This window comes from Bacillus sp. JNUCC-22 (assembly GCF_018861275.1).
GTDB lineage: Bacteria > Bacillota > Bacilli > Bacillales > Bacillaceae > Bacillus > Bacillus velezensis.
This window is the reverse complement of sequence record NZ_CP076408.1, coordinates 1,627,196-1,642,663: the sequence shown is the minus strand read 5'-3', so window position 1 is coordinate 1,642,663 and position 15,468 is coordinate 1,627,196. Positions and strand designations below refer to the sequence as shown.

Below are 15,468 nucleotides of genomic sequence, written 5' to 3'. Positions count from 1 at the left end.
TCACACCCTCTCTTTTTTCACACATCCGGTGATGGATGCCGCGATATCTTCCACATGTTTAATCTCATGAATGAGGCCCGCCTTTATCGCTGACTTCGGCATTCCGAACACAACACAGGATTCGTCCGATTCCGCAATCGTTTTAACGCCGCCTGTTCTGAGCATTTCTTTTACGCCCTCGGTTCCGTCGCTGCCCATGCCGGTCATAATGACGGCTACCTTTTCGTAATCGGATAAGCGGCTTGCCGACCGAAACAAATAATCGGCTGACGGTTTATGCCGGCTTTCCGTATCATGAACGTCAAGAATGATGCGGAGCCTTCCGCCTTCCTCTGCAACCGTCATATTTTTTCCGCCGGGCGCGATGTACACCCATCCGTCTTTCGCTTCTTCACCGTTTTCCGCTTCTTTGACCTGAATATCTGACAAATGGTTGAGTCTGTCTGCAAGTGAAGCGGTGAAGCCTTCAGGCATGTGCTGAACGACAAATACAGGCGCCTTTAAATCCTTCGGCAGTTTCGGAATCACCTTTTGCAGAGCCCGCGGTCCGCCTGTAGAGGTCGCGATGAATACGGCCTGCTTGGCGGATTTTGCTTTCGGTCTTTCAAATCCCGCCAAAGCCGGACGTTCCGGGATAGAAGACTCTTTCACTGCCGCCTCAGGTTTTTGTGCGCAGGACAGCCCGGCTGCAATCACCCTCTCAATCAGCTGCTCTTTAATTTTATAAAGATCAAGTGAAATCGCTCCGGAAGGCTTGGTGATAAAATCAAAAGCGCCCATTTCCAGACAGTTGATCGTTTGGTCCTTCCCTTGCTGTGTCTGGCTCGATACCATGATTACGGGAAGTTTATATATGCTGATGATCTTCCGCAATGTGTCCGTTCCGTTCATGACCGGCATTTCAATATCAAGCGTGACAACATCAGGCTTGAGAAGCTCTATTTTCTTCAGCGCCTCTTCCCCGTTTCTGGCTGTCCCGATGACTTCTATCTGCACTTCCGCAGCCAGAAAATCGGTAATCATCTTTCTCATAAAAGCTGAGTCATCAACGACAAGCACACGAATCACTGTAAAGTCCTCCTCAATAAAAAAGAAGATAATCTCTCAATAAATGCCGGTTTCTCTTCTCTTGGTTTGTTTTCTTCCGTTTGAAACAAGACATCCGTCAGAAGACGGACGGACCTGCTGGCTTTTGCTTGAGGACTTTTTATTAAAAAAGGCACCTGGTCAATGACGGCTTGACTTACTAGCGGGTCATCGGGTATGGAGCCGGCGAAACGCACCTCCGCGCCTAAAAACGTGTGAATTGCATGAGAAAGGCGGTTGTACGTGTCCAGCGCCTGTTTTTGGGCGCGGGCGCGATTGACGGCAATGTTTACGGTCAGCCGTTCATCCGCGAGCAAGAGATGTTTGATCGCGCTGTAGGCATCCATAATGGCCGTCGGCTCAGGCGTTGTCACGGCGAGAATGTCTTCCGCCGATAAAATAAACGGCAGCTGTTCTTTTGAAAGTCCCGCTCCCATATCAAACAGAACGTAATCAAAATCGCTTAATACAGCGGAAAGACCATTCATAAAAGCCGCCCACTTCTCTCCGTCTGCTTGATAGATCGCCTCAAGCCCCGTTCCTCCGGATATGTAGCGAAGGCCTTTCGGACCGGAGGACAGTGATTGCGCCAATGCGTGCCGATTCTCCATCACATCAATAATGGTGCGGGAAGAAGCAGCGCCGATCAGCACATCAATGTTGCCCATTCCGATGTCAAGATCAATGATGAGTGCTTTTTTTCCTTTTTCCTGCAGGGCAACTGCCATGTTTAATGTTAAATTAGATTTTCCGACGCCGCCTTTACCGCTGATGACGGCTAATGTCTTCGCTTTTTTCTCATAAAGCTCCGGCTTGATCATTTGCCGCTCTCTCATTTTCCTTCTTAATGACTCTGCCTGATCGGGTTTCATGTCAAAAGCATCCTTACAAACTCTTTTGGTGAAGCCGATAGGATGTCTTCAGGCACATCCTGTCCATTTGTCAAATAGGCGGCGCCGATCCTTGATTCCGACAGCACTTGAAACACGGAGCCGAGTGAGGCGGTTTCATCCGTTTTCGTGAAAATGAATTGATTGACCGGCACACCTGAAAACTGTTTCAGCACCTGTTTCATATCGTCATATTTTGCAGATGCCGATAATACGAGAAAGGATTGTAAGCCTGATTCAAACGGAATCATCTCTTGTAATTCCGTAATATACTGCTCTTCTTTAAAGTTTCTACCGGCTGTATCAATGAAAACATGGTCATATTCAGCGAATTTTTCCAGTGCCTTCAGACATTCTTCCTTTGAATAGCATACTTCAAGAGGAGCCTGAAGCAGCTCCGCATATGTCTTCAGCTGCTCGACCGCGGCAATCCGGTAAGTATCCGTCGTCATAAAGGCAATTTTTTTATGCTCTGTCAGCATTGATGAGGCCGCGAGTTTCGCAAGTGTAGTCGTTTTGCCGGCCCCGGTTGAACCGAAAAGCACGACGTATTTTGATTGAATCCCTTCCTGCCACCTGTCTGCCGAAGGGAGTTTTTTCACTAACAAATCCTGCAGTTTGGAGCTGACATTATCTTCAGTTAAATCTCCGGAAACAATTGAAGAACGGAGCAGTTCACTGAGTACGGCGTTTTGCGTATGATCAGGAAGCCCGGCTTGCTTCAATAGTCTCTCGGCTTTTTTTAATGGTTCAGGGAGCACTTCTTTAAAATGCGCCAGTTCGCCGGAAATACTTTGATCCGGAAGACGTTGCGGCTGAACAGGCTCAGCTTTCTCCGCCGTTTTCGTCTTTTTCATTTCTTCAGCGGCAGCCGGCGGCGTTTTTCTCGCTTCCCTGACGTCACGATCTAAAACCGCTATCACTTCGACGGCCTGCTGCGACCGCAGCCCCAGCCATTTTCGTTTCTTTACTTGTTTGGAATGTAAAATAACGGCATCATTGCCGAGTTCCTTTTTGATTTGCTTCGCGGCATCCTGCATTGAAGCGGCTGTAAATTTTTTTATTTTCATTAAATATCCACCACTCCAATGCTCTGTACTTCAACATTTGCTTCCAGCTCATTATAAGAAAGAACCGGAAGATCAGGGAAATACCGTTCTAACAGCTGTTTTACATACATTCTGACAGCAGGCGAGCAAAGAAGAATCGCCGACTCCTGGCGGATGGAAAGCTGCTCGGCCTCTTTAGCGACAGAACGGATGATGCTGTCTGAAACCTCAGGGTCGAGTGACAGGTAATTGCCCTGTTCAGTCTGCTGAACCCCGTCTGCAATCGCTTTTTCCACCCGGCCTGAGCATGTGATGACCTTCAGCGTTTCATGCTCTCTCGCATATTGTGCCGTGATTTGTTTGGCAAGCGACTGTCTCGCGTATTCTGTCAAAAGGTCTGAATCTGTCGTTAATCTTCCGTAATCGGCAAGAGTTTCAAAAATGGTCACCAAGTTTCTGATTGAAACTTTTTCTCTCAGCAATTTGGCAAGCACCTTTTGAATATCGCCGACAGAAAGAGGATTTGGCGTGACTTCCTCAACAAGCACAGGATAATTTTCCTTCAGATGATCGATCAGCTGCTTTGTTTCCTGTCTGCCGACCAGTTCATGGGCATGCTGCTTAATTTTTTCTGTAATATGCGTAGATACGACTGACGCCGGATCAACAACTGTATATCCCAGCATGTCCGCTTCATCTTTTGCAGCTTCGCTGATCCATTTTGCGGGAAGTCCGAACGACGGCTCTATCGTTTCAATTCCTTCAATGACGTCATCTTCAGGCGTCGGTGACATCGCTAAGTAATGATCCAGCAGGAGCTCTCCTTTAGCGACTTCATTGCCTTTAATTTTCAATCTGTATTCATTCGGCTGGAGCGCGATGTTATCTCTGATGCGCACAACCGGAATGACAAGTCCCAATTCAAGCGCAAGCTGACGTCTGATCATGACGATGCGGTCAAGAAGATCACCGCCCTGCCCCGCGTCTGCAAGCGGCACGAGTCCGTATCCGAACTCAAATTCAATCGGATCAATATGTAAAAGCTGCACAACGCTTTCCGGGCTTTTCAGTTCATCCGCCTGAGCCTCTTCTTCAAGAATTTCTTCCTCTTCTTCGCTCGGCTTATCCGCTTTGGACAGCATGTAAGCGCCGAATGCAAGCAGACCGGCGATCGGCCCCGTCAGCAGAATGCCGATCGGTGTAAGAAGACCGAGCAAAAGTACAGTTCCCGCGGCTACATACAAGAGCTTCGGATAAGCAAACAGCTGGCCTGTAATATCATGACCGAGGTTTCCTTCAGATGCCGCTCTCGTCACGACAATCCCTGTAGCCGTTGAAATGAGCAAGGCCGGCATTTGAGAAACGATACCGTCACCGACCGTCAGCATTGTAAAGTGAGACGCAGCTTCTTGTATGCTCATCCCCTGCTGCAGCATGCCGATTACGATTCCGAAAATAATATTGATCATCACAATGATGATCCCCGCGATGGCATCCCCTTTGACGAATTTGCTCGCACCGTCCATAGCGCCGTAAAAATCCGCTTCCCGGGCGACTTTTTCACGTCTGTGCTTTGCATCCTGCTCCGTAATCATGCCGGCATTTAAATCCGCGTCAATACTCATTTGCTTTCCGGGCATCGCATCGAGCGTAAATCTCGCCGCCACTTCCGATACCCGCTCGGCGCCTTTTGTAATGACGATAAACTGAATAATAATCAAGATAATGAAGACAACAAGCCCTACCAGCACATTTCCGCCGACAACGAAATTCCCGAATGTCTCAACAACCTTTCCCCCTTCTCCGTGAGAAAGAATCGAACGTGTCGTCGACACATTGAGCGAAAGCCGAAACAGCGTCAATAACAGCAGCAATGACGGGAATATCGAGAATTGCAGCGGTTCTTGCATATTCATTGTGGTGAGAAGCACGATCAACGCAAGAGAGATATTAATGATGATCAAAATACTTAACAACCATGGAGGGAATGGAATCACCAGCATTGCCACAATGAGGACAACACTTATTAAAACCGATAAATCTCTTGTTGACATGCTGTTTTTCTCTCCTTTTGAATCTGAAATTCACTATACTTTTTGTTTCGTTTTATATACATAAGCCAAAATTTCCGCAATGACTTTGAAAAACTCTTCCGGCACGGCCTGGTCAATGTCAACCTGATCATATAACGCACGCGCGAGCGGCCTGTTTTCAATCGTCATGACATCGTGTTCTTTGGCGATCTGCCTGATTTTTAATGCGAGATGGTCGACCCCTTTGGCAACAATGTAAGGGGCGTCCATTTTCTTTTCATCATATTTTAAAGCTATCGCATAATGGGTCGGGTTGGTAATGATGACATCCGCTTTCGGCACTTCCTGCATCATCCGCCTCATCGCCATTTCCCGCTGCTTCTGCTTAATTTTGGACTTAATTATCGGATCACCCTCCGATTTTTTGTATTCATCTTTTATATCCTGCTTTGACATTCTGATATTTTTCTCATAGTCAAAACGCTGATATAAGTAATCAAGCCCGGCCAGCAGCATTAAAGCCCCTGATCCCGCAAGCCCCATCCAAAGAGTGAGCTTGGAAACGAAAGTGAGCACTTCCGCAGGAGTCAAAAGCGGAAGGCGGAGAATATCGCCATAATGCAGCCAGAGCACCATAAAGGCGGCAAAACCGACCACAGTAATCTTCAAAATGGATTTGACCAGTTCAACAATCGCCCTCATGCTGTAAATCCGCTTAAATCCTTTCAGCGGGCTGAGCTTATTCAAGTCAGGCTTGAGGACTTCCGCAGAAAACAGAAAACCCACCTGCATGTAATTGCTCACGACACCTGCCACAAGCGCGACCAGCATAATCGGCGCGAGGATGAGGCTGATATCTTTCACCGTATCCACGAACAGTTCATGCACGGCAGATGCAGACAGATGTAATGATATCGATTTCGTATAAAACGTTTTAATAAAGGACAGCAGCCTGTCCCGCATATAAGGACCGAGCGCGATCAGCGAAAGAAAGATAATCAGTAAAGAAACGGCTGTATTCACATCCGTACTTTTCGCGACCTGTCCTTTCTTTCTTGTATCCTTCCGTTTTTTCGGAGTGGCTTTCTCCGTTTTTTCACCGGCAAAGAATTGCAGATTCAGTCTGAGCCTCATCATGTCACACCGACCAATGCCAATAGATTCCGCATGGTTTCAACGGTAAGGCTGAAGATGTTGCGGACAACGACAAACATCACCGCCATACAAACGATCAGCATAATAAAGCTCACGGCTATTTTCAGAGGAAGCCCGACAACGAAAACATTCAGCTGCGGCACCGTTCTCGCCACGATACCGAGCGCCAAATCAACTAAAAACAGACTGGCCACAACCGGCGCAGACATTTGAAAAGCGATAATAAACATGGCATTGAAGCTTTTTGCGATAAAAAGTCCAAAGTGATCATTTCCAAACGACGGAAATGCCTGATCAAGCGGGATATACTGAAAGCTGTAATAAATCCCGTCCAACAAAAGATAATGGGCGTTTATGCTGAGCATAAATAACAGCGCCAGCGTATAAACGAATTGTCCGATCAGCGGGCTTTGCGTTCCTGATTGCGGATCAATGACATTGGCGATGGAAAAGCCCATCTGAAAATCAATAAAGGAACCTGCTATCTGAATGGCTGTCATCATCATGAAAGCGATCAGCCCGAGGCTCAAGCCCACAACGGCCTCTTTTATGACAAGAAGCATATACTGTTCCCCTATTTCTATTTCCGGCGCATGTTTCAGCGTGCTGAAGCAGATCACCGAAAGAAAAAAAGCAAAGCCGATTCGGTGAACCGCCGGCAGATTCCGATGCCCGAACACCGGCACCGTTACAAAAAAAGCAGAGATTCTGATAAAGACCAATAAAAAAGCGGGAAATAAATCAATGATGGAATTCATTTGATTCTACCCTGCAAATCGGTTCAGATGAGAGAACAGATCAGTTGTGAACGAAAGAATCGTCGACAGCATCCAAGGACCGAAAAAGATCAGTCCAAGCATTACCGCCACGATTTTCGGAATGAACGCAAGCGTCTGTTCCTGGATTTGAGTTGTCGCTTGAAAGATACTGACGAGCAAACCGACGATCAGCGCGATCGCAAGCAGCGGCCCGCTGATCATTAGTGTTACATATACGGCTTTTTCCGCCATGGAAATTACAAATTCTGAACTCACAATTAGCACCTACCCTAAAAGCTGTCAAGCAAAGATTTCACGATTAAATACCATCCATCGACCAAAACGAAAAGCAATATTTTAAAGGGCAGAGAGATCATAACCGGCGGTAGCATCATCATTCCCATTGACATTAAGACGCTCGCCACGACCATATCGATAATTAAAAACGGAATAAAAATCATAAAGCCCATTTGAAAAGCGGTTTTGAGTTCTGATATCGCATAAGCGGGCACCATCGTCGTCAAAGGAATATCCTGAATCGATTCAGGTTTTTTCATTTTGGCATAGTTCATAAACAGCGCCAGATCCTTCTGCCTTGTATGCTTGCTCATATACTCTTTAATCGGCTTCTCGGCTTTTGTATATGCTTCATCGAGACTGATTTTGTTGTCCATCAGCGGCGTTAAGGCTTCCTTATTAATCTCTGAAAAAGTCGGCGCCATAATAAAAAACGTCAAGAACAGCGCAAGGCCGATTAAAATCTGGTTGGGAGGCATGTTCTGCGTCGCCAGTGAGGTTCTTACAAAAGACAGGACGATGACGATTCTCGTAAAGCAGGTCATCAAAATCAGAATCCCCGGCGCCACTGAAAAGACAGTCAAAAGCAGCAGTAATTTAACAGTGGAGCTGACTTCGGTCGGACTGTTTGAATTAAAAAGATTAATGAATTCATTCATGGTGATAAGGGCCTTTCTTCTTTCCTTCAGAACGGCTTTGTTTCAGCTCGTTCAGCTGTTCTTTCAGCGCTTTTGAAAACGACGGAAGCATCGTTTGCGGCTTTTTTTCTCCATCCTTACGCGGATTTACGAGCTTGGTCCATTCCACTTTTGAAGACATCGACTCTTCGTATTGGCTCAGAATCGCCTCGCGCTCTTTTTCATCTTCAATTTCTTTTAAAAGCTGTATCGTTTCGCCCACACCGACTACGAGAACGCTGTTTCCCACTTTAATCAGCTGCACGGAACGGTTTTGGCCGACTGATGTTCCGCCGATATTTTCTACATATTGAAACGGCTTCAGCAGACGGTTTCTTCTATTCATCAGTTTGACAAATCCATAGATCAGCAGAATGACGAATAATAATGCCCCAATCATCTTTACAAAATCAAAAGCGGAGACAGAAGATGCAGAAGCATCCCCTATCTCTTGATCAGCCGTTTGTTTCGATGTATCGCTTTTTTTCTCTGTTTTGTTTGTTGATTGTTTGTCAAACCATTCGTTGACGGTAGAATTGTCAGACTCCGCCGCAAAAGCAGGGAACGGATGTACATTGAGTAAAACGAAACAACAAATCAAAGCTAGTAAACCATGACTCTTTTTCAACAGTCGTACACCCTTTAGCTTAATGTTTTATTAATAGCTTCAAGCACGCGGTCCGCTTGGAACGGTTTCACGATAAAGTCTTTTGCGCCGGCTTGAATCGCGTCAATAACCATTGACTGCTGGCCCATAGCCGAACACATAATGATTTTCGCCTGCGGATCGATTTGTTTAATTTCCTTTAAAGCTGTAATCCCGTCCATTTCAGGCATTGTAATATCCATTGTCACTAGGTCGGGGGAATGCTCTTTGAATTTTTCGACTGCCTGCGCTCCGTCTGAAGCTTCAGCTACAACGTCAAAACCGTTCTTCACTAAAATATCTTTGATCATCATTCTCATAAATGCTGCATCGTCTACAATTAAAATTCTGTGTGCCATAATCTGTTTCTCTCCTCTATGTTCGCTTATTTTAAATTGTTAAGGCGGTCTGCCTGACTTAAAATATCAGTGACTCTCACGCCGAAGTTTTCTTCTATGACAACGACCTCGCCCTTTGCCACGATCCGCTGGTTGACCAGGATGTCAACAGGTTCACCAGCCAGCTTGTCAAGCTCAATAATGCTTCCCGCAGAAAGTTCAAGGATTTCTTTGACGCTTCTCTTCGTTCTGCCGAGCTCAACCGTAACGGAAAGCGGAATATCCATCAGCATATCAAGGTTATTCCTTGATCCTTGCGCCGCTTCGTTATGATCAAACGCCTGGAATTCTACCGGAGCGACTTGAACAGGAGCAGCTTTTTTTGCGGTTCCCTGTCTCTTCGGAAGCTCGGGTTTTGCCTGCGGCTCCGGCTGCATGGCAGGTTCCGGCTGCGGCGTTTCGTATGTTTCCTGTGGTTCTGATACGGTTTCTGCGGCCTCTGACTCATGCTGGTCTGCAGTCATCAGGTCTGCGATTAGATCTTTCGCAAACGTAATCGGATAAAGCTGCATGATGCTCGAATCGATTAATTCGCCGACTTTCAGACGGAATGACACTTTTACGAGCAGGTCATCCTCAGGTATTCTGTCAGTCCCTTTTTCTTCCGTCACATCCAGAAGTTCAACCCTTGGCGGAGAAATGTCAATCTTTTTACTGAACACGGTCGACATTGACGTAGCAGCCGAGCCCATCATTTGATTCATTGCTTCCTGCACGGCGCTCAGGTGGATTTCACCGAGTGACGGGTCGGCGCCCCGGCCGTCCCCGCCGATCATCAAATCCGCGATGATGGCCGCGTCGCTTTGTTCGACGACGAGCAAATTGCTGCCGTCAAAGCCTTCTGTGTAGTTCACTTCAATGGCAACATACGGATGAGGAAATTCATCACTGATTTTGCTTTTTGAAATGACGGTCACACTCGGCGTCGTAATATCCACTTTTTGATTTAAAAGAGTGGACAGCGCCGTAGCCGAGCTGCCGAACGAAATATTCCCGATTTCTCCGATCGCATCGCGCTCAAGTTCAGACAAGTTCGCCCCTTGAGGCTGTTCTGTATCCTCTGACTGACTGCTTGTGCCGTTAAGAAGAGCATCGATTTCATCTTGAGATAATCTATTGTTCATCTTGTTCACCTCTTATGTCGTGATCTAAAATTTGCACTGCCTGTCTTCGATTCACCCGGCCGGCCTGCCCTAAAAACTTCGGTTTGTTTCCGACCAATACAGTAAGAGGATCAGTCACTGATTTGTCCAGAGTTATACAGTCCCCGACTTCCAAACTTAAAAATTCTTCTATTGTCAGTTCAGAAGCGCCCAAGAGAGCCACAACGGGAATTTGAGCCGTCATGATGCGCTTTTCAAGCAACTTCGTTTCTTCGGGCTTCGCTTCATTCCGGTCTGATTGCATCCAATAATGTACGGAAAGCTTAGGGATAATCGGCTCAAGTACGACATGGGGAATACAAAGATTAATGACACCGCTGATTTCACCTATCTGTGTATTGAGAGAAATGACAACGACTGTTTCATTTGGGGAAACCATCTGCACAAACTGAGGATTCACTTCAAATTCAGTCATTTCAGGGTCAATATCAGCAATCGATTGCCAAGCTTCTTTGTAGTTGCCCAGTGCATTTTCAAATAAGTTAGAAATAATATTCGTTTCAATTTCCGTAAGGCTGTCAGCTTTGTTATGAGTGATGCCGATGCCTCCCATGACGCGGTCAAGCATTGCGTATGCGATGGTGGGATTAACCTCCATCATGATTCTGCCTTCCATCGGATGAACATCGAATAAATTTAAAATCGTCATGTTCGGTATGGAACGGATAAATTCTTCATACGGCACCTGGTCAACTGAGCTGACGGATATATGAATATACGTTCTGAGCTTGGCGGAAAAGTGTGTTGTGAGAAGCCTCGCAAAGTTATCATGTATCCGGGTTAAACTGCGTATCTGATCTTTCGAGAATCTGAGAGCCCGTTTAAAATCATATACCTTTACTTTTTTCTCTTTAACTTCCTTTTTCAGCTCTTCCGCATCCGCCTCACCCGTGGAAATGGCGGAAAGCAGTGCGTCTATTTCATTTTGGGAGAGAACTTCTCCTGACATTTTCTTCACCTCCGTATTCTGTCAAATTTGTTTTTATTGCAGATTAAAGGAGGTAATGTACACTTTCTGAACTTTTCCTTCTTGGAGATAGCTGTTTACTTTCTCTTTTAATGATTGTTTAAACGCTTCTCTTCCTTTATCTCCCTCAATCTCTCCGGCGCTTGTGTCGGCTAAAATGGAAATGATGTTGTCTTTCACCTGAAAATCGCGTTTTTCAAGTTCTTCCTTCGCTTTAGCCGAGTCGGTTTCAAGCTTGATGCCGATACGGATGATGCTGTCAGACTTTAAGTTTGTCGTGATATCGTCGACAGACACAGTGGCTGCAACGACTTCGTCAATTGTCGGCTTTTTATCTTTGCCGGAATGTCCGCTGACGACAAAATATGCTGCCGTTCCGAGGCCGGCGATGACAATTAAAATAATCAGCAAAATGATGACTAATTTTTTCTTCATTCTTCTTCCTCTATTCCCTGATCCAGTGAAAATATTTGTATGCTATGGTAAAACGATATGACTTTTTTGAGAACTGCTTCTTCCGGTTCTTTCACTACGAACTTTTTGCCGTTGGACAGTGTAATCGTCGTGTCGGGGAAGCACTCAATCTGTTCGATAAACAGCGCGTTCAGCGTAAAAGGCTGGCCGTTTAAACGGGTGACTTGAATCATGCAATCCGGAGAAGCGGCCTAACCGCCTCTCCTCCCTCCTTACCGTTTCAGATTAACCAGCTCCTGAAGGATTTCATCTGAAGTCGTAATGATTTTTGAGTTTGATTGGAAACCGCGCTGAGCAACGATCATTTCGGTAAATTCATCTGTCAGATCTACGTTTGACATTTCAAGATAGCCTGCCAAAAGCTTACCCGTTCCGTTTTCGCCCGGAGTGGTGACTGCGCTTGCAGCTCCTGAACTTAATGATTCTCTGTAAAGGTTTCCTCCTATTTTTTCCAAACCGGCGCTGTTAGGGAACGTGACCAGACCGATTTGTCCGGCATCATGAACCTCATCCCCTGCATCAGTGTATGTAACGGTTCCGTCTGCACCGATGCTGTAATCTTTCGCATCAGTCGGAATATTGATTTTGCCGCCGCCGATTTTTTCAAGATAGTACCCGTCAGTCGTAACAAGGTTCCCTTGATTGTCCTTTCCGAAATTCCCCGCACGTGTGTAAACAATTCCCGCACCTGTATTAATCTGAAAGTAGCCGTCTCCGTCAATGGCTAGGTCGGTTTTATTCTGTGTAGCCTGCGGGGCGCCGGTTGAATGAACAACATCAATGGAAGAAGTCGCGGCACCCAAGCCGATTTGTTTTGAATTGGTCACGTTTGAACCGCCGGCGACTGTCTGGCTGATCATATCTTTAAATGTAACGCGGCTTTTCTTAAATCCCACTGTGTTGACGTTGGCGATATTATTGCCGATTACATCTAGTTTTGTCTGAAAGTTTTTCATGCCGCTGATACCGGAATATAATGAACGTAACATGTTAAATTCCCCCTGAGTTTCTTATTATTTAGATGTTTCGCTGACGGCCGTGACATTCCACGGACTGACCTCTTTGCCGTTTTCAAGCACGAGCACGTAATTGCCGTTTGAATGCTTGACTGAATTGACTGGGCTTGTCTGATCCTTCCCGTCGCTGTCGCTGAATGTGACATTTTTGCCGATCCAGTTCACATACATCGTAAACGGATCTTGATTTTCTACAAATTTAGTCATCGTCGTATTCATATTCATCATTTGCTCCAATGAAGAAAATGTCGCCATTTGGCTGATGAATTCTTTGTCATCAACCGGATTGAGCGGGTCCTGGTTTTGAACCTGTGTCATTAAGATCTTCAGAAATTCGTCTTTCCCTAAATTCGTGCTGCTGTTTACTGCGGCGGTGCTCTTCGCGCTTGAAGTGGTTGAAGCGCCCGCCGCGGCATAATCCGAGTTTACTGATGTCAACTATTCTTCCTCCATTTCATTGAGAGAAAGCTCCTCCAGCATATCTCCGAAATCGCCTGACTGCTGCTGGTTCTTCTGCTCTCTCTGTCCCTGATGCTGCTGTTTATTGTGATCGGCCGTCTGCCCGTAAACAGGCTGCTGATCCCCGCTTTGAAGGGGGACTGTAAAACGGTCGACCTGGACCGACATATTCGGAAGCGATTGTTTCAGCTGAGGAAGATGCTGTTCCAGCAGCTCTTTCGCGGACTGGCTGGATGCGATTATTTTGCTTTGAAACATCCCGTTTTCGTTTGTCACCTTAATTGTGACAAATCCGAGGTTCTCGGGATTAAGACGAATCGTAAAGCTTCCGGTTGTTTTCCCGAAAGGCGTGTATTTCATCTGTTTCCAGCCGCTTATGACCTGATCCATTAACGGTTTATTTTCTGCCGGCTGCTGTTCAGCTCCTGCGGACGTTTGCTGAATGCCGGCAAGGCTTCTCGTTCCCGAAAACAGTATATGTGCAGACAATTTGCTGTCAGGCGCCTTTGCGTGAGAAACCGTGCCGCCGTTTTGCTGTTCTGTTTTCCCGGCTGACTCTTGGGATGATTCAGATGATTGAGATAACACAAAAGCTTTCAGCTCAGTTTCAGCCATATCCCATTCCTTTGTTCCCTTTTGAGAAAGGCCCGCAAGCTGCTCCGCGACGCTTTGAAAGCTCTTCAGCTCAGCGGCTGTCATGGAGTAAAGTTTAGATGCAGATTCGTTTTTCGGAAAAAATGTCTGCCGCAGGTCTTGAATCACGCGGTCTGGGACGCCTTGTTTTTTCAATGCCTCTAATAAACGGGCGCCTTCCTGGTAAACCGCCTTTGCCTGCGCGCTGTCCGGCAGTTCCTGCTGAGATGTGAAGAGCTGGGATACGGCTTCTTGAATGAAAAGCAGGCCCTTCTCAAGCGCATCCTTGACGGAATCCCCGTCTTTTGCGGAAGAATCCGGCTCATCCGTTTCAGACTTCGCCCCATGCTGTTTGCCCGCTAACATGTCTTCAACAGATTCGGCAAGCTGTTTCAATAAAGGAAGAGCTGTTTCAGCCGTCTGCTTTCCTTCAAGTGCTTTTACCGCCTCAAGCAGCTGTTTTAGCTGCAATTCTTTATCTTCCGGGCCGGCTTTCAGCCAATCACCGATTTTCGATAGGGCATCATTCAGCTCAGCGTCACTTGTTTTTGTTTCATCTCCGGGCTGCCGGGGAGAAGTGATTTCCGACAGGAGCCAGTTCTGAAATAGACCTAAGCTGTTTACATTCATCTTCACATTGCTGTTTTGCACAGTCTGCGTACGATTACCCGTTAATTCAAGCAGCTTCAACTTACATCACTCCTTATTTCCGTCAGCGGATAGTTTTTCTGTATATTTAGCCGCTTGTTCAGGAGTCATTTTCGTCAAGATTTCAGCAAGCTGCTTTTTACTTAATCCGTTTAAAATATCGAGGGCTTCTTTTTCTTTCAGCTTTACGATAATGCTTGCCGCTTTACCGCTGTCCATACTTTTATAGATGTTGATCATTTTATCTTTTCCGGCTGAATCCGCAGCGTCTTTTTTCGTTTCATCCGTCTTCGTTTTCTGCTGCTGTTCAGCTTCCTGTTTCAGTGAACGGATTTTCTGATTCAGATTATCGATTTCGGACTTGCTTGTGTCTAAATCTTTATTCAAAATGTTAATTTCACTTTTTTGTTCCTTTATGGTCTTTTCAAGAGAAGCCGTTCTGTCTTCCTTCTGCTTTTCCGCCGCGCTTTTCATTTCTTTCGTTTCGGGAACCAATTCTTTTAAAACAGGCGTTTTAGCGGCTGTTTCCTGAATCGGCTTCATTACATCAACGCCGGCAGCCCAAAGGATGATGCTTGCGACGATGATCAGAAAAATCAGCGGGATCATGATAAAAAGCAGGATTGAACCGAACTTTCCAGATCTCTTTTCTTTATCGGCCATTTCATTCGCTCCTAATGCCCCTGAATCATAAACTGCTTGATTGAAATGTCGTCCATTTCCCTCATCTCTGCAGCTTTGTCTTCAAGTGCGAACATATTAAATTGTTTTTCCCGCATTTTTTCAAATTTCTTTACTTCAATGTTTTTTTCGGTGAGCTGTTCCTGCTTCTCATTCATTTCATTTCGTTTCATGATGACAAGCTTTTGATAATGATAGATGGTGTTCTCAAGATTGGAAACGAATTGCTGATAATGTCTCATTTCCTGAACGCTCATCCCGCATTTCAGCTTTGATTCTTTGTCTTTTTCGAGCAATTCTTTTTTGCTCATATTTTCATATAGTTTTTCAGCCACTGTCTCAAATTCAGAAACCGATTGTCTGTATTCAGTCAATGTTTGGTCTTTTTCATTTTCTTTTAATTCCAGCAGCTTTTGAAATCTGAATTGGTATGCCACG

At 45.8% G+C, this 15,468-nt stretch carries 19 protein-coding genes; all 19 read right to left on the bottom strand.

Going from position 1 to position 15,468, the window contains the following annotated elements:
* From JNUCC22_RS08295 to fliJ, 19 genes are read right to left on the bottom strand one after another with little or no spacing between them, the layout of a single operon-like run.
* The gene (locus tag JNUCC22_RS08295) at positions 1 to 1,068 is read right to left on the bottom strand and encodes a protein-glutamate methylesterase/protein-glutamine glutaminase (RefSeq protein ID WP_015239861.1); all 1,068 of its coding nucleotides are present in this window, start codon (positions 1,066 to 1,068) and stop codon (positions 1 to 3) included.
* Positions 1,065 to 1,958 carry a MinD/ParA family protein gene (locus tag JNUCC22_RS08290; RefSeq protein ID WP_015239860.1) on the bottom strand — a complete coding sequence of 298 codons (894 nt, stop codon included), beginning with the start codon at positions 1,956 to 1,958 and terminating at the stop codon, positions 1,065 to 1,067. Before JNUCC22_RS08290 ends, JNUCC22_RS08295 begins: the two co-directional genes overlap by 4 nt.
* Entirely contained in the window at positions 1,955 to 3,046 is a 1,092-nt protein-coding gene (gene flhF, locus JNUCC22_RS08285; RefSeq protein ID WP_015239859.1) for a flagellar biosynthesis GTPase FlhF, read from the bottom strand. Before flhF ends, JNUCC22_RS08290 begins: the two co-directional genes overlap by 4 nt.
* Positions 3,046 to 5,079, bottom strand: a complete 2,034-nt coding sequence (gene flhA / locus JNUCC22_RS08280; protein ID WP_007409788.1) for a flagellar biosynthesis protein FlhA — start codon at positions 5,077 to 5,079, stop codon at positions 3,046 to 3,048. Before flhA ends, flhF begins: the two co-directional genes overlap by 1 nt.
* A 33-nt stretch (positions 5,080 to 5,112) precedes the next feature.
* Positions 5,113 to 6,192, bottom strand: coding sequence for a flagellar biosynthesis protein FlhB (flhB, locus tag JNUCC22_RS08275; protein WP_007409787.1), 1,080 nt, complete (start codon positions 6,190 to 6,192; stop codon positions 5,113 to 5,115).
* Positions 6,192 to 6,971: a flagellar biosynthetic protein FliR gene (fliR, locus tag JNUCC22_RS08270; RefSeq protein ID WP_012117557.1), complete on the bottom strand. Its 780-nt coding sequence runs from the start codon at positions 6,969 to 6,971 to the stop codon at positions 6,192 to 6,194. Before fliR ends, flhB begins: the two co-directional genes overlap by 1 nt.
* 6 nt (positions 6,972 to 6,977) lie before the next feature.
* Positions 6,978 to 7,247, bottom strand: coding sequence for a flagellar biosynthesis protein FliQ (gene fliQ, locus JNUCC22_RS08265; RefSeq protein WP_003154234.1), 270 nt, complete (start codon positions 7,245 to 7,247; stop codon positions 6,978 to 6,980).
* A gap of 14 nt (positions 7,248 to 7,261) precedes the next feature.
* Positions 7,262 to 7,927 (bottom strand): flagellar type III secretion system pore protein FliP, encoded by a 666-nt coding sequence (gene fliP / locus JNUCC22_RS08260; protein WP_015239857.1) that lies wholly within the window; start codon positions 7,925 to 7,927, stop codon positions 7,262 to 7,264.
* The gene (fliZ, locus tag JNUCC22_RS08255) at positions 7,920 to 8,573 is read right to left on the bottom strand and encodes a flagella biosynthesis regulatory protein FliZ (protein ID WP_003154237.1); all 654 of its coding nucleotides are present in this window, start codon (positions 8,571 to 8,573) and stop codon (positions 7,920 to 7,922) included. Before fliZ ends, fliP begins: the two co-directional genes overlap by 8 nt.
* A gap of 14 nt (positions 8,574 to 8,587) precedes the next feature.
* Positions 8,588 to 8,950: a chemotaxis protein CheY gene (cheY, locus tag JNUCC22_RS08250; protein WP_003154238.1), complete on the bottom strand. Its 363-nt coding sequence runs from the start codon at positions 8,948 to 8,950 to the stop codon at positions 8,588 to 8,590.
* A 26-nt stretch (positions 8,951 to 8,976) separates the two neighbouring features.
* Entirely contained in the window at positions 8,977 to 10,113 is a 1,137-nt protein-coding gene (gene fliY / locus JNUCC22_RS08245) for a flagellar motor switch phosphatase FliY (RefSeq protein ID WP_025284727.1), read from the bottom strand.
* A complete protein-coding gene (gene fliM, locus JNUCC22_RS08240) occupies positions 10,103 to 11,101 on the bottom strand; it encodes a flagellar motor switch protein FliM (protein WP_003154240.1) in 999 nt (332 codons plus the stop codon). The genes fliY and fliM overlap by 11 nt, the downstream gene beginning before the upstream one ends.
* Positions 11,102 to 11,134: 33 nt before the next feature.
* Complete coding sequence (gene fliL / locus JNUCC22_RS08235; protein ID WP_003154241.1) at positions 11,135 to 11,554, bottom strand: flagellar basal body-associated protein FliL; 420 nt, start codon at positions 11,552 to 11,554, stop codon at positions 11,135 to 11,137.
* Positions 11,551 to 11,766, bottom strand: coding sequence for a swarming motility protein SwrD (locus JNUCC22_RS08230; protein WP_003154243.1), 216 nt, complete (start codon positions 11,764 to 11,766; stop codon positions 11,551 to 11,553). The genes fliL and JNUCC22_RS08230 overlap by 4 nt, the downstream gene beginning before the upstream one ends.
* Before the next feature lie 39 nt (positions 11,767 to 11,805).
* A complete protein-coding gene (gene flgG / locus JNUCC22_RS08225) occupies positions 11,806 to 12,582 on the bottom strand; it encodes a flagellar basal body rod protein FlgG (protein WP_007409783.1) in 777 nt (258 codons plus the stop codon).
* A 24-nt stretch (positions 12,583 to 12,606) separates the two neighbouring features.
* A complete protein-coding gene (gene flgD / locus JNUCC22_RS08220; RefSeq protein WP_015239855.1) occupies positions 12,607 to 13,047 on the bottom strand; it encodes a flagellar hook assembly protein FlgD in 441 nt (146 codons plus the stop codon).
* Positions 13,048 to 14,391: a flagellar hook-length control protein FliK gene (locus JNUCC22_RS08215; RefSeq protein WP_216062257.1), complete on the bottom strand. Its 1,344-nt coding sequence runs from the start codon at positions 14,389 to 14,391 to the stop codon at positions 13,048 to 13,050.
* A 6-nt stretch (positions 14,392 to 14,397) separates the two neighbouring features.
* Positions 14,398 to 15,012, bottom strand: coding sequence for a MotE family protein (locus tag JNUCC22_RS08210; protein ID WP_007409780.1), 615 nt, complete (start codon positions 15,010 to 15,012; stop codon positions 14,398 to 14,400).
* Between the two features lie 11 nt (positions 15,013 to 15,023).
* Positions 15,024 to 15,467 (bottom strand): flagellar export protein FliJ, encoded by a 444-nt coding sequence (gene fliJ, locus JNUCC22_RS08205; RefSeq protein WP_003154253.1) that lies wholly within the window; start codon positions 15,465 to 15,467, stop codon positions 15,024 to 15,026.
* Position 15,468 lies beyond the last annotated feature (1 nt).